19 protein-coding genes are annotated in these 22,743 nt (G+C 68.7%); 12 read left to right on the top strand and 7 right to left on the bottom strand.

What is annotated here, in order from left to right; genetic code table 11:
- The first annotated feature begins 152 nt into the window (after positions 1-152).
- The 3 genes from NM961_RS24175 to NM961_RS11505 all read left to right on the top strand — a co-directional run bounded on the left by NM961_RS24175 (position 153) and on the right by NM961_RS11505 (position 2,037).
- Complete coding sequence (locus NM961_RS24175) at positions 153-713, top strand: DUF1232 domain-containing protein (protein ID WP_255914497.1); 561 nt, start codon at positions 153-155, stop codon at positions 711-713.
- Between the two features lie 103 nt (positions 714-816).
- Positions 817-1,308: an FKBP-type peptidyl-prolyl cis-trans isomerase gene (locus tag NM961_RS11510; RefSeq protein WP_255914495.1), complete on the top strand. Its 492-nt coding sequence runs from the start codon at positions 817-819 to the stop codon at positions 1,306-1,308.
- Positions 1,309-1,476: 168 nt separating this feature from the next.
- Positions 1,477-2,037, top strand: coding sequence for an NADPH-dependent FMN reductase (locus NM961_RS11505; protein ID WP_255914494.1), 561 nt, complete (start codon positions 1,477-1,479; stop codon positions 2,035-2,037).
- Between the two features lie 76 nt (positions 2,038-2,113).
- On the opposite strand, the gene NM961_RS11500 is transcribed toward NM961_RS11505, so the two are convergent.
- Complete coding sequence (locus NM961_RS11500; RefSeq protein WP_255914493.1) at positions 2,114-2,626, bottom strand: C40 family peptidase; 513 nt, start codon at positions 2,624-2,626, stop codon at positions 2,114-2,116.
- Positions 2,627-2,637: 11 nt separating this feature from the next.
- Positions 2,638-3,204: an N-acetylmuramoyl-L-alanine amidase gene (locus NM961_RS11495; protein WP_255914492.1), complete on the bottom strand. Its 567-nt coding sequence runs from the start codon at positions 3,202-3,204 to the stop codon at positions 2,638-2,640.
- Between the two features lie 86 nt (positions 3,205-3,290).
- Between NM961_RS11495 and NM961_RS11490 the strand changes: the two genes are divergently transcribed.
- The 7 genes from NM961_RS11490 to NM961_RS11460 all read left to right on the top strand — a co-directional run bounded on the left by NM961_RS11490 (position 3,291) and on the right by NM961_RS11460 (position 10,255).
- The gene (locus tag NM961_RS11490; RefSeq protein ID WP_255914491.1) at positions 3,291-3,842 is read left to right on the top strand and encodes an alpha/beta hydrolase; all 552 of its coding nucleotides are present in this window, start codon (positions 3,291-3,293) and stop codon (positions 3,840-3,842) included.
- Entirely contained in the window at positions 3,839-5,977 is a 2,139-nt protein-coding gene (rlmKL, locus tag NM961_RS11485; protein WP_255914490.1) for a bifunctional 23S rRNA (guanine(2069)-N(7))-methyltransferase RlmK/23S rRNA (guanine(2445)-N(2))-methyltransferase RlmL, read from the top strand. Before NM961_RS11490 ends, rlmKL begins: the two co-directional genes overlap by 4 nt.
- Positions 5,978-6,279: 302 nt before the next feature.
- Entirely contained in the window at positions 6,280-6,747 is a 468-nt protein-coding gene (locus tag NM961_RS11480; protein WP_255914489.1) for a hypothetical protein, read from the top strand.
- Positions 6,748-6,947: 200 nt separating this feature from the next.
- Positions 6,948-7,604: a class I SAM-dependent methyltransferase gene (locus tag NM961_RS11475; protein ID WP_255914488.1), complete on the top strand. Its 657-nt coding sequence runs from the start codon at positions 6,948-6,950 to the stop codon at positions 7,602-7,604.
- Positions 7,605-7,889: 285 nt separating this feature from the next.
- Positions 7,890-9,293 (top strand): glutamate--tRNA ligase, encoded by a 1,404-nt coding sequence (gene gltX, locus NM961_RS11470; RefSeq protein WP_255914487.1) that lies wholly within the window; start codon positions 7,890-7,892, stop codon positions 9,291-9,293.
- Positions 9,294-9,329: 36 nt separating this feature from the next.
- Positions 9,330-9,683: a hypothetical protein gene (locus NM961_RS11465; RefSeq protein WP_255914485.1), complete on the top strand. Its 354-nt coding sequence runs from the start codon at positions 9,330-9,332 to the stop codon at positions 9,681-9,683.
- A gap of 227 nt (positions 9,684-9,910) precedes the next feature.
- The gene (locus tag NM961_RS11460) at positions 9,911-10,255 is read left to right on the top strand and encodes a DUF4870 domain-containing protein (RefSeq protein WP_439334212.1); all 345 of its coding nucleotides are present in this window, start codon (positions 9,911-9,913) and stop codon (positions 10,253-10,255) included.
- Between the two features lie 270 nt (positions 10,256-10,525).
- Here the strand turns inward: NM961_RS11460 and NM961_RS11455 are convergent, their stop codons facing one another.
- From NM961_RS11455 to dnaE, 5 genes are all read right to left on the bottom strand, one after another.
- Positions 10,526-11,446, bottom strand: coding sequence for a polyprenyl synthetase family protein (locus NM961_RS11455; RefSeq protein WP_255914483.1), 921 nt, complete (start codon positions 11,444-11,446; stop codon positions 10,526-10,528).
- Positions 11,446-11,700 (bottom strand): exodeoxyribonuclease VII small subunit, encoded by a 255-nt coding sequence (locus tag NM961_RS11450; protein ID WP_255914482.1) that lies wholly within the window; start codon positions 11,698-11,700, stop codon positions 11,446-11,448. The genes NM961_RS11455 and NM961_RS11450 overlap by 1 nt, the downstream gene beginning before the upstream one ends.
- Before the next feature lie 10 nt (positions 11,701-11,710).
- Positions 11,711-13,084: a tRNA lysidine(34) synthetase TilS gene (tilS, locus tag NM961_RS11445; RefSeq protein WP_255914481.1), complete on the bottom strand. Its 1,374-nt coding sequence runs from the start codon at positions 13,082-13,084 to the stop codon at positions 11,711-11,713.
- Between the two features lie 30 nt (positions 13,085-13,114).
- On the bottom strand, positions 13,115-14,071 hold the full coding sequence (locus NM961_RS11440; RefSeq protein WP_255914480.1) for an acetyl-CoA carboxylase carboxyltransferase subunit alpha: 957 nt from the start codon (positions 14,069-14,071) through the stop codon (positions 13,115-13,117).
- Between the two features lie 85 nt (positions 14,072-14,156).
- The gene (gene dnaE / locus NM961_RS11435; RefSeq protein ID WP_255914479.1) at positions 14,157-17,720 is read right to left on the bottom strand and encodes a DNA polymerase III subunit alpha; all 3,564 of its coding nucleotides are present in this window, start codon (positions 17,718-17,720) and stop codon (positions 14,157-14,159) included.
- Positions 17,721-17,928: 208 nt separating this feature from the next.
- Here dnaE and NM961_RS11430 point away from each other — a divergent pair, with 208 nt between their 5' ends.
- The gene (locus NM961_RS11430; RefSeq protein ID WP_255914478.1) at positions 17,929-20,784 is read left to right on the top strand and encodes a penicillin acylase family protein; all 2,856 of its coding nucleotides are present in this window, start codon (positions 17,929-17,931) and stop codon (positions 20,782-20,784) included.
- A 261-nt stretch (positions 20,785-21,045) separates the two neighbouring features.
- Positions 21,046-22,695: a tetratricopeptide repeat-containing sulfotransferase family protein gene (locus NM961_RS11425; RefSeq protein WP_255914477.1), complete on the top strand. Its 1,650-nt coding sequence runs from the start codon at positions 21,046-21,048 to the stop codon at positions 22,693-22,695.
- Positions 22,696-22,743 lie beyond the last annotated feature (48 nt).

Genomic DNA, 22,743 nt, shown 5'->3' with positions numbered 1-22,743 from the left:
GCTGGGACACCTGCCCGACGCTTACCCACACCACTATCGCAGCAGCGGCTGTCGCGTTCGCGACTCCCGCCCCCGGCCGAGCCCGCAGACGGAGCCAACCCCGGACCAGCGGCTTTTGACGCTGCCGGCCGGCGCGCGTAGGCTCGTCGATTGTGCGCATCACCTTTGTACTCGAAGCCGAAGATATCGCCCGCTTCCAGGCGGCGCTGGCGCGCGCCGAGCGCCTGGCCGAGTGCATGGACGAGTGCGAAGTGGTGGAAACCGCCAAGGAAGCGCTGAACACCCTGCCGCTGGCCAGCACGCCGCGCTATGTGCGCCAGCGCCTGGTCTGCGTGCAGCAGATGATCCTGATGCTGGAAGACGAGGACTGGTGCCTGCCCGCGCAGGAGCGCCGCGAGGTGCTGCGCACGCTGATCTATTTCGCCGATCCGGAAGACCTGATTCCCGACGAAGTCGCCGTGATCGGCCTGCTCGATGACGCCATCATGCTGGAGCTGCTGCTGCGCCGGCTGCGCCATGTCATCGCCGCCTATGTGGATTTTTGCGATTACCGCCGCGGCCTGCTCGCCAGCGGCGAAGGCGCGCTGCAGCGCCAGCAGCTTGGCCGCCTGCTGGCGCGCCGGCGCGATGCGCTGCGTGAACGCATGCGCCGCCGCATCGCCCGTCTGGAAGCCGCTCCGGCGCTGGCCCAGCCCGGCCTGGCCCAGGGCTAACTCCCCGCAGTGCAAGGAATTTCGCCGCCGCCGCCGCGGCGCAAGGTGACGCGCCGCGGCGCGGCCGCTACCATGCGCGCCCTTTGCACCCGCAGGGTTATCCATGAACGCCGAGAAGAACAAAGTCGTCAGCTTCCACTACACCGTCGTCGGCGAAGACGGCAACGTGGTCGACAATTCGCGCGAGCGCCCGGCGCCGCTGTCCATCCTGCTCGGCCACGGCAATATCATCCCGGGCCTGGAAAAGGCGCTGGAAGGCCGCGCGGTCGGCGACAAGTTCGAGGTCGAGCTGAGTTCGGAAGAGGCCTACGGCCCGCGCAATCCGGATTCCAAGCAGCGCGTGCCCAAGAAGTATTTCAGCGGCGCGCAGAAGCTCAAGGTGGGCGACGTGACGGTGCTCAGCCTCAAGGGCGGCGGCCACCGCGTGGTCACCGTACTCAAGGTCGGCATGACCGCGATCGACGTTGACCTGAACCATCCGCTGGCCGGCCAGAAGCTCAAGTTCGACGTGGAGCTGACTGGCGTGCGCGATGCCCAGCCGGAAGAGATCGCCCACGGCCACGCCCACGGTCCGGGCGGCAACGAACACGGTTGATCCAGGAAACCGCGGCCGGGCAGGGTTGTCTGGCCGCGTTTCTGTTTTGGCCCCGGGCGGATTTCGCACGCGCCGGCGCGCGGAAAACTTCTGTGCACGGCGCTCGCTGCGTGGCCGCGTGCGCTAGGCTGATCAGCCTGTTTCTCTCCTCGGCTACGGCGTATCCCCATGAGCGAAACGCGCATACTCGGTATCTGCGGCAGCCTGCGCAAAGCGTCCTACAACCGCCGCCTGCTCAACGTGGCGCGCGAGGAACTCGCCGAAGGCTCGCAACTGGAAGTGGCCGACCTGGCCGGCATTCCCATCTACGACGGCGACGTGGAAAAAGCCGGCTTGCCGGCGGCGGTGCAGCGCCTCAAGCAGCAGATCCGCAGCGCCGACGCGCTGCTGATCGTCAGTCCCGAATACAACTATTCCATTCCCGGCGTACTCAAGAACGCAATCGACTGGTGTTCGCGCCCGCCCCAGGACAACCCGTTCCGCGACAAGCCGCTCGCCATCATGGGCGCCAGCGCCGGCCTGCTGGGCACCGCGCGCTCGCAGTACCACCTGCGTCAGGTCGCGGTGTCGCTGGACATGCATGTGCTCAACCGCCCCGAAGTCATGGTCGGCCAGGTCGAAACCAAGTTCGACGCCGAGGGCCGGCTCACGGATGCGAAGACGCGGGAACTTGTGCACAAGTTGATGGTGGCGCTGGCGAACTGGGCGCAGCGGCTGCATGTGGCTTGAGAGTTGGGATTGGTGATCCGGGATTGGGGATTCGCAAAAGCGGACTCGAATCCCGAATCCTGAGTCGCGAATTCGGCTACTGCAACACGCGCTTCGCCCCGGCGTAGTGATCCCGCCAGTAGTCGCCGTCCAGCGCATCCAGCCGCACCGTGCCGCCGCTGCTGGGCGCGTGCACGAAGCGGCCTTCGCCTACATAGATGCCGATATGGTTGATGCGGCCGCTGTCGCGGAAGAACACCAGATCGCCGCTGGCCAGCTGTTCGCGCGGCACCTTGGGCGCAGCCAGGTCGGCGATGCCGTCGGCGCTGCGCGGCAGGCGCGCGCCGGCCACGTCGCTGAATACGTAGCCGATCAGTCCGCTGCAATCGAAGCCGCCCTGGGGCGTGTTGCCGCCGTAGCGATAGGGCGTACCGACCAGGCTGATCGCGCGGAACAGCACATCGTTGGCGCTGGCGCGGATGGGCGGCAGCGGCGTGCTGCCGCGGGCGGGAACGCGCGCGCCGCAGCCGCTGAGGACGAGGGCGATCAGCAGCAGGATCAGACACAGCGCTTTTTTCGTGCGGCGGCCGTTCGGCAGGGCGTGTTTCATCCGCGCGGAATTCATTGCGCCGGCGCCAGCCGCTGCAGGCCGCTGGCCTGCAGCCGCGGCCACGGAAACAGCGGGCCGGGATCGCGCTTGCGCCGCACGCGCAGGCCGGCATCGTCGCTGGCAGCCACTTCGCTGGTATCCAGGTCCTCGTGCCCGGCCAGCCAGCGCAGCTGCGGATGGCGTTCGCGCAGATGCTGCAGCAATTGCAGCAGGCGCTGGATCTGCGCTTCGGTATACGGTTCGTCCATATGCTGGCGGCGCGAATCCAGCCAGTCCGGCCAGCGGCCGCGGTTGCTCAGTTCTATGCCGATGGAACGTTCGTTGTAGCCGCGGGTGTGATGGGCGACGCGGTCGTCGCTGACGTAACGGTAGATGCTGCCGTCGTAGTCGATGTAATAGTGGCCGCTGTTGCCGGTGCCGGAGGCGTAGCGCACTTCCTCGCCGTAGCGCCGCGCCGTGGCCAGGTCGGGCAATTCCGTGCAGTGGATCACGACCAGGTCGATCGCGCTGGCCGGGCGGGCCGCCAGGCTGGCCACGTAGGGCAGGGGCTGGTCGTGTATGGCGAGGTCGGCAGGCATGGCCGCAGTCTGTCATGCGGCACGCGCGGCTGCCAACGCCGTGCGTGCTAGCATGCGCGCCCGATCCGCGCTGCCGAGGAGAAGCGATGAAAGGTCATGTCGTCCTGTCGCACGGCTCCGACAGCGGGCCCGAAGGTACCAAGGTCCAGGCCCTGGCCGCGGTGGCCCAGGCCTGCGGCTGGCGCGCCAGCCGCGCCGACTACCGCGACCTGGATGCGCGCGGCATGCTGGCCTGCATCAACCCGCGCATCGCCCGCCTGCGCCACAAGGTGCGGCCGAACGAGCGCACCATCCTGGCCGGTTCGAGCATGGGCGCGTTCGTGTCCGGTCTGGCTTCGCTGCAGGCCGATGTGGCCGGCCTGTTCCTGATCGCCACGCCGCTGGAAATCCCCGGCTACGAATCTGCGTTTGATGCGGCCCATGTGCCCATGGCGCTGGTACACGGCTGGAACGACGAGCTGTGTCCGGCCTCCGAGGCCATCAGCTTCGCGCGCCAGCGCCGCGCCACCTTGCTGATGGTGCCGGATTCGCACCGCCTGGCCGATCACGTCGATCTCATCGCCGAACATTTCCGCCTGTTCCTGGGCGCGATCGAAGCCCAGCCCGACCTCGGCGCCCTGGCCGACATTCCCGAATGAGTGTGCTGTTGAAGCTGTTTGCGACCTGCCCCAAGGGCCTGGAATACCTGCTGCGCGATGAACTGGCCGCGCTGGGTGCGGCGGACGCGCGCGAGGCGCTGGCCGGCGTGCACTTCAGCGGCAGCCTGGAAACCGCCTACCGCGCCTGTCTGTGGTCGCGCCTGGCCAGCCGCGTGCTGCTGCCGCTGGCCGAATTCGATGCGCCCGACGGCGAGGCCCTGTACGAAGGCGTGGCCGCGGTCGATTTCGCCGCCCATCTGGCCGCCGAGGGCAGCTTCGCCATAGACGCCGTCGGCGCCACGCGCGGCATCAGCCACAGCCACTACGCCGTGCAGCGGGTCAAGGACGCTCTGGTCGATCAGTTCCGCCAGCGCCTGGGCACGCGGCCGGCGGTGGATACGGAACGGCCCGATGTGCGCTTCAACCTGCTGCTGCGGCGCGAGCGCGGCACCTTGTCGCTGGATCTCTCCGGCGCACCGCTGCACCAGCGCGGCTGGCGCCAGGGCCACGGCCGTGCCTCGCTGAAGGAAAACCTGGCCGCGGCGCTGCTGTTGCGTGCGCAGTGGCCGGCGGTGCATGCGGCCGGCGGCGCGCTGGTCGATCCGCTGTGCGGCTCGGGCACCTTGCTGATCGAGGCGGCCTGGATGGCCGCGGATGTGGCGCCGGGCTGGAAGCGCGACTACTACGGCGTGCTGCGCTGGGCGGGCCACGATGCCGCGCTGTGGCAGCGCCTGCGCGAGGAAGTCGCCGCGCGCGCCCAGGCCGGCCTGAGCGTTCTGCAGGCCAGATTCTTCGGCTTCGACCAGGATGCGCAGGTGCTGGAAGAAGCGCGCCACAACGCCCAGCACGCCGGCGTGGCCGGCTTCATCCATCTGGGCCGGCAATCGCTGGCGCATCTGAAGAAACCGCACGAATGCACCCAGCCGGGACTGGTCATCACCAATCCGCCCTACGGCCAGCGCCTGGGCGACCGCGACACGCTGCAGCCGCTGTACCGCCTGCTCGGTGAAAAGCTCGACAGCGAATTCGCCGGCTGGCGCGCCAGCGTGATTACTTCGGAAGCGGACCTGGGCCGTGCCATCGGCCTGCGCGCGGTCAAGCGCTACGCGCTGTACAACGGCGCGCTGGAATGCCAGCTGCTGAACTTCGAGCCCGGCGCTTCGGCCGTGCAGGAGCCGCGCGAAGCCAAGCCGCTGTCCGCCGGCGCGCAGATGCTGAAAAACCGCCTGGACAAGAACCGCCGCCACCTGCGCAAGCGGCTGGAACGCGAAGGCGTGCAGTGCTACCGCATCTACGATGCCGACCTGCCCGAATACGCCGCGGCCATCGACGTCTATGCCGACCATCTGCATATCCAGGAATACCAGGCGCCGTCCAGCATCGACGAGGACACGGCGCGCCAGCGCTGGCGCGAGATCGTGCGCGTGGCGGCGGAAGTGTTCGAGATGCCGCGCGAGCGCATCGCACTCAAGCAGCGCTATCGCGGCAAGGGCGGCGAGAAATACGGCCGCATGGATCGCCGCGGTGAATTGCTGACGGTGCAGGAAGGCGGGCTGCAGTTCCTGGTCAATCTGTGGGATTACCTGGATACCGGCCTGTTCCTGGACCATCGCCCGTTGCGCGCGCGGGTGCGCGAGCTGGCGCGCGGCAAGCGTTTCCTGAACCTGTTCTGCTATACCGGCGCGGTCAGCGTATATGCCGCGGCCGGCGGCGCGGCGGGCACGACCAGCGTGGATCTTTCCACCACGTACCTGGAATGGGCTTCGCGCAATCTCAGCCTGAATGGTTTCACCGGCGCGCGCCACCGCCTGGTGCAGGCCGATGCGGCAGCCTTCCTGCAGCAGGATGACGGCGAGTACGAGCTGATCTACGTCGATCCGCCGACTTTCTCCAATTCCAAGCGCGCCGAAGACTTCGATGTGCAGCGCGACCATGTGCGCCTGCTCGGCCTGTGCGCGCAGCGGCTGGCGCCGGGCGGGCTGATTCTTTTTTCGAACAATTTCCGCCGTTTCCAGCTGGATGCGGAAGCGCTGCCTGAACTGGAATTCAAGGAAATCAGCGCCAGCACGATTCCGTTCGATTTTGAACGCAATCCGCGCATACACCGGGCCTGGGAAATCCGCCGCCGGGGCTGAGGCGCCTGCCGCGCAGCGCGGGCAGCCCAGCGAGCAGGCCCGTTCGTCCAGCTGAACCGCCGCCGCGGAATGCGCGTTGCAGCACAGTGCGAGCGGGATGGCCCGCACGGACGCCGGCGCCGCGCACAGCCAAAGTGTGCTGGCAGTAAGGAGGGCGCAGCCGCCGGTTTCATCCCGTGCGGCCGCGCTTTTTGCGGCGGGCAATCCTCAACTTTCTGTTGACAATGCCTTGACGATCCGATAAGCGCGTATTCAGCCGCTGAACCGCAGCATTCGGGTCGCAATCGTGCAGGACCATCATCATGAATGCCCAATCCAAGACTTCGTTGCGCCGTCTCGTCCTCATCCTCGTTGCACTGACCGCGCTGGCCTTCGGCTCCGCCGCTTCGGCCCGTGACCACTACAGCATCAGCATCGGCGGACCGGGCTACGGCATCAGCTATTCCAATTCCCACTGGGGCAATCACTGGAACGGCTATGTCAGCGGCGGCTGGGGTTACAGCAGGCCGTACTACAGCGGTTATTACGGCGGCTATCGCGGCCCGTACCGCGGCAGCTACCGCTACTACAGCCCGGGCTACAGCTATTACGACCCGTATCCGCGCTATCGCACCGTGGTCCATCACCACCGGCCGGTGGTGCGCCGGGTGGAAGTCCGTCATGTCGACCGCTACTACGATGACGACGACTACTATTACAGCCGCGCCAACGACCGCTACTACGATCGCGACGACCGCTACTACGACCGCGACCGCTATTACGATCGCTAAGCCGCCCGCCGCGACGGCCGGGACTTGAGTCCCGACCGCCGTCCACAGCCCCGCCAGCTTCACCGGATGAAGCGGCGGGGTTTCTTTTTGTCCGGCGCTTTGCCACTGTGTCCCGGCTACCGGCCCGGACATGCCGGGAGGCCGTCGCGCGCACGCGCGGCCTCGTGGTACAAAGGGCGCCGTTTCCGACGGTAACCTCAATGCAACATCGCGCCAAACCGGCTGGCGGTGGCAATGGCAGCGGACCATCTGCGACCCTGACCTTCTTCCGCCAATGGCTCAAGAACCCGCTGTCCGTCGCGGCGCTGTCGCCGTCGGGCAAGCAGCTGGCGCGTCTGATGGTGCGCGAGCTGCCCGACACGGCGCAGCGCGTGGTCGAGCTGGGCGGCGGCACCGGCGTGTTCACCCAGGCCATGCTCGATAGCGGCATCAAGCCCGAACACCTGCTCGTGGTCGAATTGAACGAGGAACTGCACAAGTTCCTGCAGAACCGTTTTCCCGATGTCGGCGTGGTCTGCGGCGATGCCCGCGAACTGGCCACGCTGATCGAGCAGCAGCCTGCCTTCGCCGGCGCCGGTCCGGTGGACGCGGTGGTCAGCGGTCTGGGCCTGCTGTCCATGCCGCGCACCCTGCAGCGCGACATCCTTCGCGCCGCTTTCGCCGTGATGCCGGCCGAGGGCCGCATGATCCAGTTCACCTATGGCCCGGTCAGCCCGGTGCCGCGGGAGACCCTGGACGAACTCGGCCTCACCGTGCGGCGCGGCGGCTTCGCCTGGTGGAACATCCCGCCGGCCTCGGTGTTCGTGTTCCAGCGCAGCCGCTCCAAGCCCATTCCGCCGGTGCGGCGCGGCGGCTAGCTGCCGGCCTGGCGCATCGACGCGACAGCGCGCGGCGGAGCCGCGCGCGCGGGCAGCGCCCCGGTGCGGGCCAGTCCTGATTCGCTTCGCGGGACAGCGCAGACGCATTGCGGTCTGCGCCCTGTCCAATCCCTGGTTTCCTTTGCTCGGACAACACAGGCCCGCCGGCTTCCTGCCTGTGCCGCGCCGATCGCCGCCCCGGCGTTTTTGCGCAGCCGGCCGCTCTTCCTGGCCCCGCGCAGCGGTTTGCTACCATACACGCCCTTTTGAGCCGTGATGCCTGCAATGACCGTTCGTACGCGCTTCGCTCCCAGTCCCACCGGCTATCTCCATATCGGCGGCGCCCGCACGGCGCTGTATTGCTGGCTGGAGTCGCGTCATCGCGGCGGCGAATTCATCCTGCGCATCGAAGACACCGACCGCGAACGTTCCACCGATGCGGCGGTGCAGGCCATCCTCGACGGCATGAAGTGGCTGGACCTGGGCCATGACGAAGGCCCGTACTACCAGACCCTGCGCATGGAGCGCTATCGCCAGGTGGCCGAGGAAATGGTCCGCGCCGGGAAGGCCTACTACGCCTACGAGACCAAGGAAGAACTCGAGGCCGTGCGCGAGCAGCAGAAAGAGGCCAACCTCAAGCCGCGCTACAACGGCTACTACCGCGACCGCAACGAGCCGCTGCGCGACGATCCCAACCGCGTGATCCGCTTCAAGAACCCGCAGGGCGGCTCGGTCGTGTTCCACGACAAGGTCAAGGGCCGCATCGAGTGGAGCAACGACGAGCTGGACGATCTGGTGATTTTCCGTTCCGACGGCTTCCCCACCTACAACTTCGCCGTCGTCGTCGACGACATCGACATGAAGATCAGCGATGTGATCCGCGGCGACGACCACGTCAACAACACGCCGCGCCAGATCAACATTTACCACGCGCTGAACGCCGCGCCGCCGAGCTTCGCCCATCTGCCCATGATCCTGGGGCCGGACGGGCAGAAGCTGTCCAAGCGCCACGGCGCGGTCAGCGTGATGCAGTACCGCGACGACGGCTTCCTGCCGCATGCGCTGCTGAACTATCTGGTGCGCCTGGGCTGGTCCCACGGCGACCAGGAAATCTTCTCGCGCCAGCAGCTGATCGACCTGTTCGACGTGACCGACGTGAACCACTCGGCCGCGCGCTTTGACCTGGAAAAGCTGTCCTGGCTCAACCAGCAGTATCTGAAGAACGACGATCCGGCCAGCCTGGTGCCGCACCTGCAATGGCATCTGGATGCGGCCGGCTACGACCTCTCCACCGGCCCGGCGCCGGCCGACGTGATCGTCGCGCTGCGCGACCGCTGCCGCACCCTGAAGGAAATCGCCGAGAAGGCCGCGATCTGGTATGGCCCCATCCAGGCCTGGGACGAGGCCGCCGTGACCAAGCACCTGGGCACGCCTACCGCCGTGCCGGCGCTGCAGGCCGTGCACACCACGCTGGCCGCGCTGACGGAGTGGAAAGTGGAACAGGTGCACGGAGCGATCGAAGCAGCCGCGGCGGCGATAGGCGAGGGCATGGGCAAGGTCGCCCAGCCGCTGCGCGTGGCCATGACCGGCACCCAGGTCTCGCCGTCGATCGACCACACCGTCTACCTGGCCGGTCAGGCGCGGGCGCTGGCGCGCATCGAGGATGCGCTCAAGCGCGCCGGCGCCTGACGGGGCGTACCGGCGCGGCGCCGAGCGCTTTCTGCCATGGATGCCTGGCTGCAGAAGCTGCTGGAAGGCCTGGATCCGCAGGCGCCGGATCTGAGCTGGCAGATATTCCTGCGCCTGATGGGCTGGGTGGACTGGTGGCTGCTGTTCTGGCTGTCGCTGCTGTTCATCGCCGTCGGCGGCGTGATCGGCTGGGCGCGCGGCAGCTTCTGGCGCGATGTGGGGCTGGCCGCAGCGCTGGGGCCGCTGGGCTGGGTGATGTCATTCCTGCTGCCGCCGCCGTCGCGGCCCTGCGCCGCCTGCCGCAAGCTCAATCCGGTCTCCGCCTTGCGCTGCATGCGCTGCGGGGCCGTGCTGCGCACGCCGCCCGGACCGAGTAATCCGTCTACATAGATGCACGCCGCAGCATTGCAAGCCCTTACCTTCGTCGCTTGCTTGACGTGGGCCGCCGCCGCGACGATGGTAGCGCCACAACGCACAGGAGCCACCGCATGAGTACGAACGAAACCGGTCCCGATCTGCCTCCGGTGCAACCGCCGCCGCCGCCCCAGGCTGCGCCGCCGCCGCCGCCCCCGCTGGAATCCGGGGCGGCAATCTCGGCCGAGGAACGCCAGTGGGCCATGTTCGCGCATCTGTCCGCGCTGCTGGGCGGCATACTCACCGGCGCATTCGGCGGCCTGGGCGTATTCATAGGGCCGCTGGTGATCTGGCTGATGAAGAAAGAAACAATGCCCTTTGTGGATGACCAGGGCAAGGAAGCGCTGAACTTCAACATCACCGTTGCCATCGCCTGCCTGGCGCTGGTCGTGCTGTCGGTGGTCACCCTGGGCATAGGTCTGCTGATCGCCGTTCCGCTGTTCCTGGTCATCGCCGTTGCCTGGCTGGTGTTCACCATCATCGCGACGATCAAGGCCAACGAAGGCGTCGCCTATCGCTATCCGCTGTGCCTGCGGCTGGTGAATTGAAGCTGGCGGAATAGCCCGGGATCAGCGCGCGCAGGAAAAGCGCTGGCGGTGTGCAGCGCGCGGAGCCGGCGCGGGGAATCCGGATCGACGCCGCCCGGCGTTACCCGGCGCCGGCCGATCCCGCTGCTTCGCCTGCGCCGATTTGCCTGTACTGAACTGAACCTGCCGCAATCAAAAACGGCCGGTCTGCCCTGCAGCCCGGCCGTTTTTACGTCTGGACGTCGATCTGGCAGCCGATCCGGCCTCGCCGGTGCAGCCGACCGCGCCGGCTCAGCTCGCGCGTTCGGCCACGAAGCGGGCCAGCTGGGTCAGTTCGCCGGCACGGTCGCCGAAGCCGGCCAGCGCGGCGATGGCTTGGTCGGTGAGTTCGCGCAGCAGGCGGCGCGATTCTTCCAGGCCGTGGATGGCCGGGTAGGTGGGCTTGTCATTGGCTGCATCCTTGCCGGCGGTCTTGCCGATGACTTCGCTGTCGCCCTCGATGTCGAGAATGTCGTCGCGGATCTGGAAGGCCAGGCCTATGCAGTGGCCGTAGCGCTCCAGCGCGGCCAGTCCGGCCGGATCGTCCAGGCCGGCGGCCAGCGCACCCAGGCGTATGGAGGCGCGGATCAGCGCGCCGGTCTTGTGGCAGTGCATGCGTTCCAGCGCGGCCGCATCCAGGCGCTGGCCGACCGCGGCCAGGTCCAGTGCCTGCCCGCCGGCCATGCCATGGGAGCCGCAGGCGGCGCCGAGCACGCGCAGCATTTCCACGCGCACCGCCGGGCTCACGTCCAGCGAGGCATCGGCGGCGAGCAGTTCAAAGGCCAGCGCCTGCAGCGCGTCGCCGGCCAGGATGGCCATGGCTTCGCCGAAGACGATATGGCAGGTCGGCCGGCCGCGGCGCAGGGCGTCGTCGTCCATGGCCGGCAGGTCGTCGTGGGCCAGCGAGTAGGCGTGGATGATCTCCACGGCGGCTGCGGCCGCGTCCAGCTTCTCCAGCCCGGCGCCCAGGGCGCGGCCGGTGGCGTAGACCAGCATCGGCCGCAGGCGCTTTCCGCCGCCGAGCACGGCGTAGCGCATGGCGCGGTGCAGTTCCACCGGCGCCTGGTCCGGCGGCGGCAGCAGGCGGGCAAGCTGGGTTTCGGCGCGTTCGGAATAGGCCAGCAACCCGGCCGGCAGGGCGGCGGGGGCGGGCGGCACGGCGGTGGAAGTCATCAGGGCATTTCGGACTGGAACGGGGTGCCGCTGTCCGGATCCGACGGATCCAGCAGCAGGCGCACGCGCAGTTCAGCCTGTTCCAGCGCGTTCTGGCAGTTGCGGTACAGCGCTACGCCGCGTTCAAAGGAGGCCAGCGAGTCGTCGAGACTGAGATCGCCGTGCTCCATGCGGGTGACGAGTTGTTCAAGCTCGTCCAGCGACTTCTCGAAGTCGATGATCTGGTTCGGGGTCTGGCTGACGGCGTTGGGCATGGCGGGAAAACTAACGTAGTGACTGTGGGCGGTCAATCGCGCGGGCGGACGCTTCTGTCTGGAGCGTGACGCAGGGCCGCCAGCGCAGCCGCGACGCCCCCAGCCGGCGGCTGCCTTCGACGCTGAGCCAGAGGTCGCCGACGGCGAGCAGCTCGCCGCCGGCGTACAGCAGCGGGATGCGGCAGCGCAGCCAGGGCGGTATGCCGGCCTGCTGCAGCAGGTCGCGCAGCTCGCGCGTATGCGCGTCGCCGGGGCGGCGCAGCTGTTCGCCGCCGCGGCGCAGGCGCAGGCGCAGCGCCAGGCCCTGTTCGGGCGGCGGATCCAGCCATATCTGGCCGAGGCCGGCCGGCAGCGCGGCTTCGCCGCGGCCGTCCCAGGCTTGTTCCCAGTCTGCTGCCAGCGGCGGCAGCGGTGCCAGCGCGTAAAGCAAGTCGCGGTAGCGGCGCAGTTCGGCGCCGGCCCAGCTCACGCGCGGATTGCGGTCGCCGCCGGCCTGGTCCAGTTGCTGCTGCAGTTGGTCAATGTGGACATGTTCTGGCGTCGGCAGGCACAGCCCGCGCAGCCAGCGGCGCAGCACCAGCGGGCGCAGGGCGTCGGACAGGCCCAGCCAGTCCTGCCAGCGCAGCGTGGCCGGGTCCAGGCCCTGGATCTGCGCCAGGGCGAGTTCCGCATCGGCGTCCAGCTGTTCGGCCGCCGCGGCCTGCCAGCGCGCGCTGTGGCCCAGGGCCGTATCCAGCCGCGGCCAGCGCGCGCGCAGCACCGGCAGCACGCTGTGGCGCAGGAAATTGCGCGCATGGCGCGGGTCGGCGTTGCTCGGGTCGTCAATCCAGTCCAGCCCCTGCTGCTGGGCGTATGCCGCCAGCTCGGCGCGCGCCAGGCCCAGCAGCGGACGCCACAGCCGCCCCGCACCGAAAGGGCGCAGCGGGCGCATGCCGCGCAGTCCTTCGGGGCCGGCGCCGCGCAGCAGTTTCAGCAGCACGGTCTCGCTCTGGTCGTCGGCATGGTGGGCCAGGGCGAGCACGCCGCCGGCGGGCAGATGCTGGCGGAAAGCGGCCTGGCGCGCGGCGCGGGCGGCGGCTTCCAGGCCTTCGCCGCCGGCGCGGGCGACGGCGACACGCACGATGCGCAGCGGCAGTTGCAGTGTTGCGGCAGTCAGGCGGCAGTGCTGCGCCCAGTCGGCGCTGTCGGGATGCAGGCCGTGGTCGACATGGATCGCGGCCAGGCCGCGCGCGCGCGCTTCGGGCAGCACCGCGAGCGCATGCAGCAGGGCCAGCGAATCCATGCCGCCGCTGTAGCCGACCCAGAGCGGGCCGGGCGGCAGCGAGGCCAGGGCGTCCTGCAGGTGGGAGATCAACGGTCCGGTGTGCGGCGGGCTGGCGTGCATGGGAACTCCGGCCGGCTGCGCTGTGCCGTCTCAGCCCTTGTAGGCGCCGTACTTGCGCAGGCGCTGGTAGCGCTGTTCCAGCAGGGTGGGCGCGTCCAGCCGTTCGAGCAGGTCGAGCTGGCCCAGCAGCACCTGCTTGAGCTTTTCCGCCATGGCTTGCGGATCGCGGTGCGCGCCGCCCAGCGGTTCGGGCACGATCTGGTCGATCAGGCCATGTTCGAGCAGGCGCGGCGCGGTCAGGCCCATTACCTCGGCGGCGTCCTTGGCCTTCTCTGCACTTTTCCACAGGATGGAGGCGCAGCCTTCCGGCGTGATCACCGAATACGTGCTGTATTCCAGCATCAGCGTGCGGTCGCCCACGCCTATGGCCAGCGCGCCGCCGGAGCCGCCTTCGCCGGTCACGGTGCAGATGATGGGTACACGCAGTTCCGACATTTCCAGCAGGTTGCGCGCGATCGCCTCGGACTGGCCGCGTTCTTCCGCGCCCACGCCCGGATAGGCGCCCGGCGTGTCGATGAAGGTCAGGATGGGCAGGCGGAAGCGTTCGGCCAGCTTCATCAGGCGCAGCGCCTTGCGATAGCCCTCGGGCCGCGGCATGCCGAAGTTGCGCCGGATCTTGGTCTTGGTGTCGCGGCCTTTCTGGTGGCCGATGATGACGACGCTGCGGCCGTCGATGCGGCCTATGCCGCCGACGATGGCGGCGTCGTCGGCGTAGGCGCGGTCGCCGGCGAGTTCGACGAATTCCTCGCACATGGCGCTGATGTAGTCCAGCGTGTACGGACGCGACGGATGGCGTGCGAGCTGCGAGACCTGCCAGGGCGTGAGGTTCCTGAAGATCTCCGCGGTCTTGAGCTTGAGCTTCTCGCGCAGGCGGCCGATCTCCTCGTCGATATTGAAGGCCTGGCCATGGCTGGCATGCCGCAGCTCCTGGATCTTTCCGTCCAGTTCGGCGATAGGCTGTTCAAAGTCGAGGAAGTTGGGATTCATGCGTGCAACGGGGCCGGACAAAGGCGCGCAGTATAGCGGCTTGCCGGGCCGCCGCGAGGGTTGCCGCCGCAGCGGGGCCGGCGGTTCATTCGCCGCCGCCGTTGCCGGCGGGCTGGGCGCGCACCAGCACCAGGTTGGCATCGCTGGTGCCGGGCAGCTGGCGCAGCGCGCGCACCAGGGTCGGGCCGGCGCGCACGCGCCAGTCCGGGCCCAGGTCCAGCTTGGCGAATACGCCGCGCCGGCTGGTGTATTCCAGCCGCACCGGCGTGTTGCCGCCGCGGTAGCCCAGCAGCGCGGCCTTGAGCTGGTCGATGTAGTCGGGGCCGGTTCCGCGCACGTGGATGTGGAAGCCGCGGGCGAAGCGCTCGCAGGCCTGCTCCAGCGTGACCACGCTGCGCGCGCGCAGCTGGTTGGCGTTGGAGAATTCGTCGTAGGACAGGCCGCCCTCGATCACCAGGATGGCGTCGCGGGTGAGCAGATGGCCGAATTCGGCGTAGGCGTCGCGGAAGAAACTGGCCTCGATGCGTCCGCTCCAGTCCTCCAGGGTGACGAAGGCCATGGAGTCGCCGCGCTTGCGCAGCGCCACCACCTGGCCGGCGATGGTCCAGGGCGTGTCCGGGCCGCGGCGGAAGCGGCTGTCGCCCTCGTCGTCCTTTTTCTTGAATTTGGGCGGGGTGAACTTGCGCTCGATCTCGCCCAGGGGACAGGTACCCAGTTGCAGAAGTTGATCCTTCCACGAATCGGTGGGATGGCCGGACAGGTAATGGCCCAGGGTCTCGCGCTCGCCGGCCAGGCGCTGTTCCAGCGGCCATTCGTCCACGTCCGGCGGCATCTGCACCGCGGCCGGCGTGCCGAAGCCGGCGCTGAAGATGTCGACCTGGCCGCTTTGGCGGTCCTTCAGCGCCTGCTCGGCGGCCTTGGTCGCCTCGGGCAGGTGGCTCATCAGGGTCGCGCGGTTCTTGCCGCCCAGGCCGTCCAGGGCGCCGGAATTGATCAGCGCCTCCAGCACGCGCTTGTTGAGCTTCTGCGCGTCGACGCGGCGGCAGAAGTCGAGCAGGTCGACGTAGTCGCCGCCGTTGCGGCGCTCCTGCACGATGTTCTCGCAGGCGCCCTGGCCCACGCCCTTGATCGCGCCGAGGCCGTAGCGGATGGCGCCGTCGTCCAGCGCCTCGAACATGTACTGCGAGCCGTTCACATGCGGCGGCAGCACGCGGATGTTCATGGCCCGCGTTTCGTCGAGGAAGTTCACCACCTTGTCGGTGTTGTCCATGTCCGAGGACATCACCGCGGCCATGAACTCGGCCGGGTAGTGCACCTTGAGCCAGGCAGTCTGGTAGGCGACCAGGGCGTAGGCGGCGGAGTGCGACTTGTTGAAGCCGTACTCGGCGAATTTCTCCATCAGGTCGAAGATGGACGAGGCCAGCTGCGCCTCGACCCCGTTGGCCGCCGCACCGGCCTCGAACTTGGTGCGCTCCTTGGCCATCTCCTCGGGCTTTTTCTTGCCCATGGCGCGGCGCAGCAGGTCGGCGCCGCCCAGCGAATAGCCGGCCAGCACCTGGGCAATCTGCATCACCTGTTCCTGGTACACGATGACGCCGTAGGTCGGCGCCAGCACGGGCTCCAGCGAGGGATGCGGATAGGTCACGGCGGCGTTGCCGTGCTTGCGGTCGACCCAGTCCTTGTCCATCCCCGAGCCCAGCGGGCCGGGACGGAACAGCGCGGCCAGGGCGATGATGTCCTCGAAGCGGTCGGGCTTGGCGCGCTTGAGCAGCTCGCGCATGCCGCGGGATTCAAACTGGAACACCGCAACCGTGTCGCCGCGGGCGAACAGCTTGTACGACTCCGCATCGTCCAGCGGCAGCGCGGTGATGTCGATGGCCGCCTCGCCCTTGCGCGCGCGGCGGGCGTTGATCGCCTTGAGCGCCCAGTCGATGATGGTCAGCGTGCGCAGGCCGAGGAAGTCGAACTTGACCAGGCCCACCGATTCGACGTCGTCCTTGTCGAACTGGGTGACCACGCCGGTGCCGCCGGCCTCGCAGTACAGCGGCGCGAAATCGGTCAGCTGCGAGGGCGCGATCACCACGCCGCCGGCGTGCTTGCCGGCGTTGCGGGTGAGGTCTTCCAGCTCGCGCGCCAGATCCAGCAGCGCCTTCACTTCCTCTTCGGCGTGATAGCGCTGGATCAGCTCGGCCGAGGCCAGCGAGGAGTCCTTCTTCGCCGCGGCGGATTCGCCCAGGGCATCGTCCAGGCTGATGCCCAGCGTCATCGGGATCAGCTTGGCGATGCCGTCGACGAAGCCGTAGGGATGCCCCAGCACGCGGCCGCAGTCGCGCACGGCGGCCTTCGCCGCCATGGTGCCGTAGGTGATGATCTGGCTGACGTGGTCGCGGCCGTAAGCCTGGGCCACGTAGTCGATCACGCGGTCGCGCCCGTCCATGCAGAAGTCGACGTCGAAGTCGGGCATGGACACACGCTCGGGATTGAGGAAGCGTTCGAACAGCAGGTCGTAGGGCAGCGGATCCAGGTCGGTGATGCCCAGGCTGTAGGCCACCAGCGAACCCGCGCCCGAGCCGCGCCCCGGTCCCACCGGGATGTCGTTCTGCTTGGCCCAGTTGATGAAGTCCGCCACGATCAGGAAGTAGCCGGGGAAGCCCATCTTGACGATGACGTCGACTTCGATCTCCAGGCGCTCGGCATAGTCCTGGGCGGTCTTGCCCGGCGCCGGATCGTGCTTGGCCAGGCGCGCGGCCAGGCCCTTGCGCGCCTGGTCGCGGATGTAGCTGTCCAGGGTGTGTTCCGGCGGCACCGGGAAGGCGGGCAGGTAGTAGGTGCCAAAGGAAAGTTCCAGGTTGCAGCGTTTTGCAATTTCCACGCTGTTGTGCAGCGCCTCGGGCAGGTCGCTGAACAGGGCCTCCATCTCGGCCGGCGATTTGAGGTACTGCTCCGGCGTGTAGTCGCGCGGGCGCTTGGGATCGGCCAGCACGCGGCCCTGGTGGATGCACACGCGCGCCTCGTGCGCCTGGAAGTCCTCGCGGGCGAGGAAGCGCACGTCGTTGGTCGCCACCACCGGGCAGTCCAGCGCCGCGGCCAAGTGCAGCGCGGCCTCGTTGAACACGGCTTCCTGGGGATGGCCGGTGCGGACCAGCTCCAGGTACAGGCGGTCGTCGCCGAACCATTGCAGCCACTGGCCGCAGCGCAGCGCGGCCTGTTCGCTGTTGCCGGCCTGCAGCAGCTGGCCCACGTCGCTGTCGCGGCCCAGCAGTACGATCAGGCCGTCGCTCTGGCCCTGCAGCCAGGCGGGCTCGACCTGGGCGAAATCGCCATGCTGGCCTTCGATATAGGCGCGCGAGATCAGGCGCGACAGATTGAGATAGCCGGCGCGGCTGGAACACAGCACGGTGGCGCGGGTCGGCTTGTTGCGGTCGGCCGGGTTGGCCATCCACAGGTCGGCGCCGGCGATGGGCTTGAGCCCGGCCTTCTCCGCCTCCTTGTAGAACTTCACCAGGGCGAACAGGTTGACCTGGTCGGTCAGGGCCAGCGCCGGCATGTCGGCTTTGGCGCAGCTCGATACCAGGGAGCCAATGCGGATGGTGGAGTCGATCAGCGAGTATTCGCTGTGGACATGGAGATGGACGAAGCGTGCGGTCATCGCGGCCGGGCAGTGGCGCCCCAGAGGGTGGGGCAGGTTAGCCCCGCACGCCGGCGCGGACAAGGCTTGACTATGCCGCGGCGAGCGCGCGCCGGGCGCCATTCAAACGTTCGTGTTGCAGCGCCGAAAGCTCCCCAGGGCCTGGCCGTATACCATCGGGATTCGCCGCGGCGACCGTGTGCAGGCGGCTCAAACAGGGAGAACCGAAATGCTTCCAAACCGTGTGCGAGGCGGCCGCGGCCGTCGACTTCTGGCGCTGGCCCTGGCGGCTGCGCTGTGCAGCGCCGCCTGGGCCGAGCCGATCAAGGTGCCGGAACTGCTGGCGCCCGGCAGCGTTGCCGTCGGCGCCGAAGGCATTCCCCTGATCAAGGCCCAGAACGAGCACGACCTGGCCTTCCTGCAGGGCTACGCGCATGCGCGCGACCGTTTCTTCCAGATGGATTACAGCCGCCGCGGCGCCAGCGGCACCATCGCCGAATTGCTGGGCCAGCCCGCGCTGGCCAATGACGTGCAGACCCGCACCCTGGGCCTGCGCCGCGCCGCCTGGGCGACCTGGCAGGCGGCCAGCGCCGACACCCGCGCCTGGCTCAAGGCCTATGCCGATGGCGTGAACTACTGGCTGCGTTCCACGCCCAGCCTGCCGCCGGAATACCAGGCGCTGGAAATCAGCCAGGTCGAGCCCTGGTCGCCGGTGGACAGCATCGTGATCGGCAAGGCGCTGGCCTTCCAGCTTTCCTTCGACCTGGACATCCAGGCCACGCTCGAAGTCGGCGGCTACCAGCAGGCCGGCCAGGCCGGCGGCTTCGACGGCGCCGCGCTGTACTTCGGCGACACCCACCGCTTCGCGCCGCCGGACAACCGCGTCACTATCCCGCCGGCTTCCGGCGCCGCGCTCAGCGCATCCGAACTCAAGGCGCAGGCCGAGGCCGCCCGCCTGCCGGCCATCGACGCGACCACGCTGGAACTGGCCCGCGCCTACCGCGACAAGATCGCCGACCATCCGCTGATCTCGCCCCATCTCAAGCGCCGCGAAGACCGCGCCGGCTCCAACGAGTGGGTGGTCGACGGCAGCATGACCGTGTCGGGCAAGCCCATCCTGGCCAACGACCCGCATCTGAGCCTGGCCCTGCCCTCGGTGTTCGTCGAGCAGCACCTGAGTTCCACTTCGCCGGCGATCAACGTCACCGGCGTCACCGTGGCCGGCGCGCCCGGGGTGATCCAGGGCTGCAACGACCGCCTGTGCTGGGGCACGACGACCAATCCGCTCGACGTCACCGACGTGTTCCAGGAAACCCTGGTGCTCAACAGCTACGGCCTGCCGTACGCGACCAGGCACGGCACGGTGGAAGAGCCGGTGGAATGGGTGTTCCAGAATTTCTACGTCAACAAGACCGGCGATGGCGTGGCCAACAACCTCAGCCGCGACAACTCCATCGGCTATACCAACGGCGCGGTGACGGTGCTGGTGCCGCGGCGCAACCGCGGGCCCATCGTGCAGATCTCCGGCAGCAGCGGCCTTTCGGTGGCCTATACCGGCTGGGGCGCGACCAGCGAACTGGAAAGCTTCCGCCGCATCAACCGCGCGCAGAACCTCGCCGAGTTCCAGGACGCGCTGACCTATTTCGACGTCGGCTCGCAGAACTTCGCCTACGCCGACGTCGACGGCAACATCGCCTACTTCACCAGCGCCGAGGCGCCGCTGCGCACCGACCTGCAGACCCAGAACGCGCCCGGCGGCGGCCGTCCGCCCTGGCTGGTGCGCGACGGCTCCGGCGCGCTCAAGCACGACTGGCTGCCGCTGCAGAACCGCCAGCCCAACCAGGCCGTGCCGTTTGAAGTGCTGCCGGTCAGCGAAATGCCGCAGGTCATCAACCCGGCCGCGGGCTACTTCGCCAACGCCAACAACGATCCCGTCGGCACCACGCTGGACAACAACCCGCTCAACCAGTTGCGCCCGGGCGGCGGCCTGTACTACCTCAACTTCAACTATTCGGCCTACCGCCAGGGCCGCATCGCGCGCACCCTGGAAGGCTACAAGGCCACCGGGCAGAAGCTCACCGTGGCCGACATGCAGAAGCTGCAGGCCAACAACCGCCTGATGGATGCTGCGCTGGTCTCGCCGCACCTGACCAATGCGCTGGGCCGGGCCAAGGCCGCCGGCGCCTGGGCGCCGCTGGCCGCGCTGGCCGCCGATGCCCAGGTCAACGAGGCGGTCGCGCGCATCGGCGCCTGGGATTTCAGCACGCCCACCGGCGTGCCCGAGGGCTACGACCCGGGCGACAACCCCGCCGCGCTGGCGGCACCCAGCCAGGCCGAGATCGACAACAGCGTCGCCGCCAGCCTGTTCGCGATCTGGCGTTCCTACGCCATCCGCAACACGGTGGACGCGACCCTGACCAAGGTCGGCCTGGGCTCGGCCCTGCCGGACAGCTCCGACGGCTATGCCAGCCTGAAATTCCTGCTCGACAACTTCGGCCAGCTGCGCGGCAAGGGCCTTTCCGGGGTGAACTTCTTCGCCCTGCCGGCCGCGGTCGGCGCCGCGCCCACGCCGGAGGACGCGCGCGACTACCTGCTGCTCAAGAGCATGAAGGACGGCCTGGACCGCTTCGCCAGCAGCGAGTTCGCGCCGGCCTTCAGCGGCTCGACCAACCAGGCCGACTACCGCTGGGGCAAGCTGCACCGCATTGTCTTCGCCCATCCGCTGAGCGGTCCGTTCAGCCTGCCCGGCGCGAATCCTTATGGATTTGTGAACTATTCCGCCGCGCTGCCAGGCGTGCCGCGCTCCGGCGGCTTCGACGCGGTGGATGCGTCCAGCCACAACGCCCGCGCCAACACCGTCAACGGCTTCATGTACTCCAGCGGCCCGGCGCGGCGCTTCGTCGGCGAGATGCTGCCGACGATTGCGGCGACCGAGATCATCCCGGGCGGGCAGAGCGCGGTGCTGGGCAGCCCGCTGTATGCCAGCCAGCTCGGCCGCTGGCTGACCAACAACTACCACGCGCTGCCGGTGAACCTGGCCGCGGCCACGGCGGCCTCGCCGACGGTGACGGAGTTTGCGCCCTGACGGGGCGTTAGGGACTGGGGATTCGGGATCCGCGCCCGCGGATCCCGGGTCTCAGGGCTTTCTGAGATGGCAGGCACCGGCGGTTGGCGGTGTCTGCCAATCCCAATCCCGGCGCTCACGGATCCGGGAAATAGCAAGTGCCTGCCGTCAGCGGCTCTTGCCAATCCCGAATCCCGAATCCCGACTTGTACATACAGTCGCCGCGACGATAATGCGCGTTCGGGTTGCGCCGGGCGCAGCCGTTGCCGCAGTTGATTCCGCATGAGTTTGAGTTCCGAACAGTATGCCGTCGCCATGGGTGACTTCCGGCGAGGCATAAGCCTGGGCCAGGTGGGGCCGGCCCTGCAGCAGTTCCTGGGCCGGCTGGACGCCGGCAAGGCCGGCATCCAGCAGTGGATACAGAGCGCCGAGGATCTGCTGCGCAGCGGCCATGCCGTGCCCGCCGGGCTGCTGCTGGAGGCGGGACTGAACCGCTGGGCGACGGCGACCACGCTGCGCTATCTCTACGGCGTCGCGCTGCGCCTGAGCGGCCATATGCGCGAGGCCGAGCAGATGTTCCGCGAGGTGATCGCGGCCGAACCCAGCCACGCCGACGCGCCGCTGGCGCTGGCCTTCATGCTGCGCGAACAGGGCCGCCTCAAGGCCGCCTGCGAATCCGTGCTGGCGCTGTGGAAACGCCATCCGCGCACGCGCATGGGCGATGCGCGCACCCTGCATTTCCTGCAGGAATGCCAGCGTCACGCCGAGGCCGAGGAAATCTCGCAGAGCGTGCTCGATGCCAACCCGCGCGATGCGGAGCTGCTGGCCATGACCGGCGAGATCTCGCTGGCGCTGGGCCGCTTCGGTTCCGCGCGGCGGCGTCTGCGCCTGGCGGTGGAGCTGGATCCGCGCATGGCGGCCGCCTGGCTGCGGCTGGCCTACACGCACAAATTCACCCGCGCCGACGATCCCGATCTGCAGCTGCTGCAGGAAGCGCAGCAGCGCGGCGATCTGGGCGAAAGCGCCTATCTCTGCGCCGCCTTCGGCCTGGGCAAGGCGCTGGACGACCTGGGCGAGCGGCGCCAGTCCACCCAGGTGCTGCGCAAGGCCAATGCACAGTGCCGCGCCCTGTTTCCGTGGGATGCGCGCGGCTGGCAGCGCTTCGTCGAGATGCAGCTGCGCACGCGCGTGCCGCTGCCGGTGCCGGTGGACGAGCGCCTGGTGCCGGTGTTCATCGTCGGCCTGCCGCGCTCGGGCACGACCCTGGTCGCCAGCCAGCTCGCGCGTCATCCCGAGGTGTGCAACCGCAGCGAGTTGAACTGGATCTCCGCGCTGGCCGCCAAGCTGGGCCCCGCGCCCAGCGCCGGCGCGCTGACCACGGCCTCGCACGTCTACCGCGCCCAGCTGCGCCAGGACGATGCGCCGGTGCGCTGCTACATCGACAAGAACCCGCTGAATTTCCGCCATCTCGGCTTGATCGCGGCGATGTTTCCCAACGCGCGCATCATCCATTGCCGGCGCGACGTGCGCGACACCGCGCTATCGCTGTGGGGCCAGCATTTCGCCCACGACGACATGAACTGGGCCTACGATTTCGCCGACATCGCCTCCTATGCGCGCGGCTACCAGACGCTGATGGAGCACTGGCGCAAGGTGCTGCCGCTGCGCGTGCTGGAGCTGGACTACGAAAGCCTGGTCAGCAACACCGCGGCCAACATGACCCGGCTGTACACCTTCCTCGGCCTGCCCGCGCCGCCCGCCGCGGCACCGGCCGGCGACAAGCCCGCACGCAGCGCCGACGCACCGCGCGATGCCATCGCCACCGCCAGCGTATGGCAGGCGCGCCAGGCGGTGTATGCGAGTTCGGTGGCGCGCTGGCGCGGTTACGCAGAGTTCGTGCCGGAGATCGAGCAGGTGTTCGGCGGCGCCTGAGGCCGCGCGTTCCGCGGCGACGCCGTTGCATGATCCGACGTGCGGCGG

This window comes from Tahibacter harae (genome assembly GCF_024437735.1).
Classification (GTDB): Bacteria; Pseudomonadota; Gammaproteobacteria; order Xanthomonadales; family Rhodanobacteraceae; genus Tahibacter; species Tahibacter harae.
Note: the sequence above shows the minus strand (reverse complement) of the source record. Positions and strands in the feature narration are given on the sequence as shown.

Bases quoted from the DNA above. Each gene is read 5' to 3' on its own strand.
- NM961_RS11480 (WP_255914489.1), top strand. From the start codon at position 6,280: ATGAATGCCCAATCCAAGACTTCGTTGCGCCGTCTCGTCCTCATCCTC.
- NM961_RS11425 (WP_255914477.1), top strand. From the start codon at position 21,046: ATGAGTTTGAGTTCCGAACAGTATGCCGTCGCCATGGGTGACTTCCGG.
- NM961_RS11455 (WP_255914483.1), bottom strand. From the start codon at position 11,446: ATGACTTCCACCGCCGTGCCGCCCGCCCCCGCCGCCCTGCCGGCCGGG.
- NM961_RS11505 (WP_255914494.1), top strand. From the start codon at position 1,477: ATGAGCGAAACGCGCATACTCGGTATCTGCGGCAGCCTGCGCAAAGCG.
- rlmKL (WP_255914490.1), top strand. From the start codon at position 3,839: ATGAGTGTGCTGTTGAAGCTGTTTGCGACCTGCCCCAAGGGCCTGGAA.
- NM961_RS11510 (WP_255914495.1), top strand. From the start codon at position 817: ATGAACGCCGAGAAGAACAAAGTCGTCAGCTTCCACTACACCGTCGTC.
- NM961_RS11500 (WP_255914493.1), bottom strand. From the start codon at position 2,626: ATGAAACACGCCCTGCCGAACGGCCGCCGCACGAAAAAAGCGCTGTGT.
- NM961_RS11430 (WP_255914478.1), top strand. From the start codon at position 17,929: ATGCTTCCAAACCGTGTGCGAGGCGGCCGCGGCCGTCGACTTCTGGCG.
- NM961_RS11465 (WP_255914485.1), top strand. From the start codon at position 9,330: ATGGATGCCTGGCTGCAGAAGCTGCTGGAAGGCCTGGATCCGCAGGCG.
- NM961_RS11460 (WP_439334212.1), top strand. From the start codon at position 9,911: ATGTTCGCGCATCTGTCCGCGCTGCTGGGCGGCATACTCACCGGCGCA.
- NM961_RS11495 (WP_255914492.1), bottom strand. From the start codon at position 3,204: ATGCCTGCCGACCTCGCCATACACGACCAGCCCCTGCCCTACGTGGCC.
- gltX (WP_255914487.1), top strand. From the start codon at position 7,890: ATGACCGTTCGTACGCGCTTCGCTCCCAGTCCCACCGGCTATCTCCAT.
- NM961_RS11490 (WP_255914491.1), top strand. From the start codon at position 3,291: ATGAAAGGTCATGTCGTCCTGTCGCACGGCTCCGACAGCGGGCCCGAA.
- NM961_RS11440 (WP_255914480.1), bottom strand. From the start codon at position 14,071: ATGAATCCCAACTTCCTCGACTTTGAACAGCCTATCGCCGAACTGGAC.
- NM961_RS11475 (WP_255914488.1), top strand. From the start codon at position 6,948: ATGCAACATCGCGCCAAACCGGCTGGCGGTGGCAATGGCAGCGGACCA.
- NM961_RS11450 (WP_255914482.1), bottom strand. From the start codon at position 11,700: ATGCCCAACGCCGTCAGCCAGACCCCGAACCAGATCATCGACTTCGAG.
- dnaE (WP_255914479.1), bottom strand. From the start codon at position 17,720: ATGACCGCACGCTTCGTCCATCTCCATGTCCACAGCGAATACTCGCTG.
- tilS (WP_255914481.1), bottom strand. From the start codon at position 13,084: ATGCACGCCAGCCCGCCGCACACCGGACCGTTGATCTCCCACCTGCAG.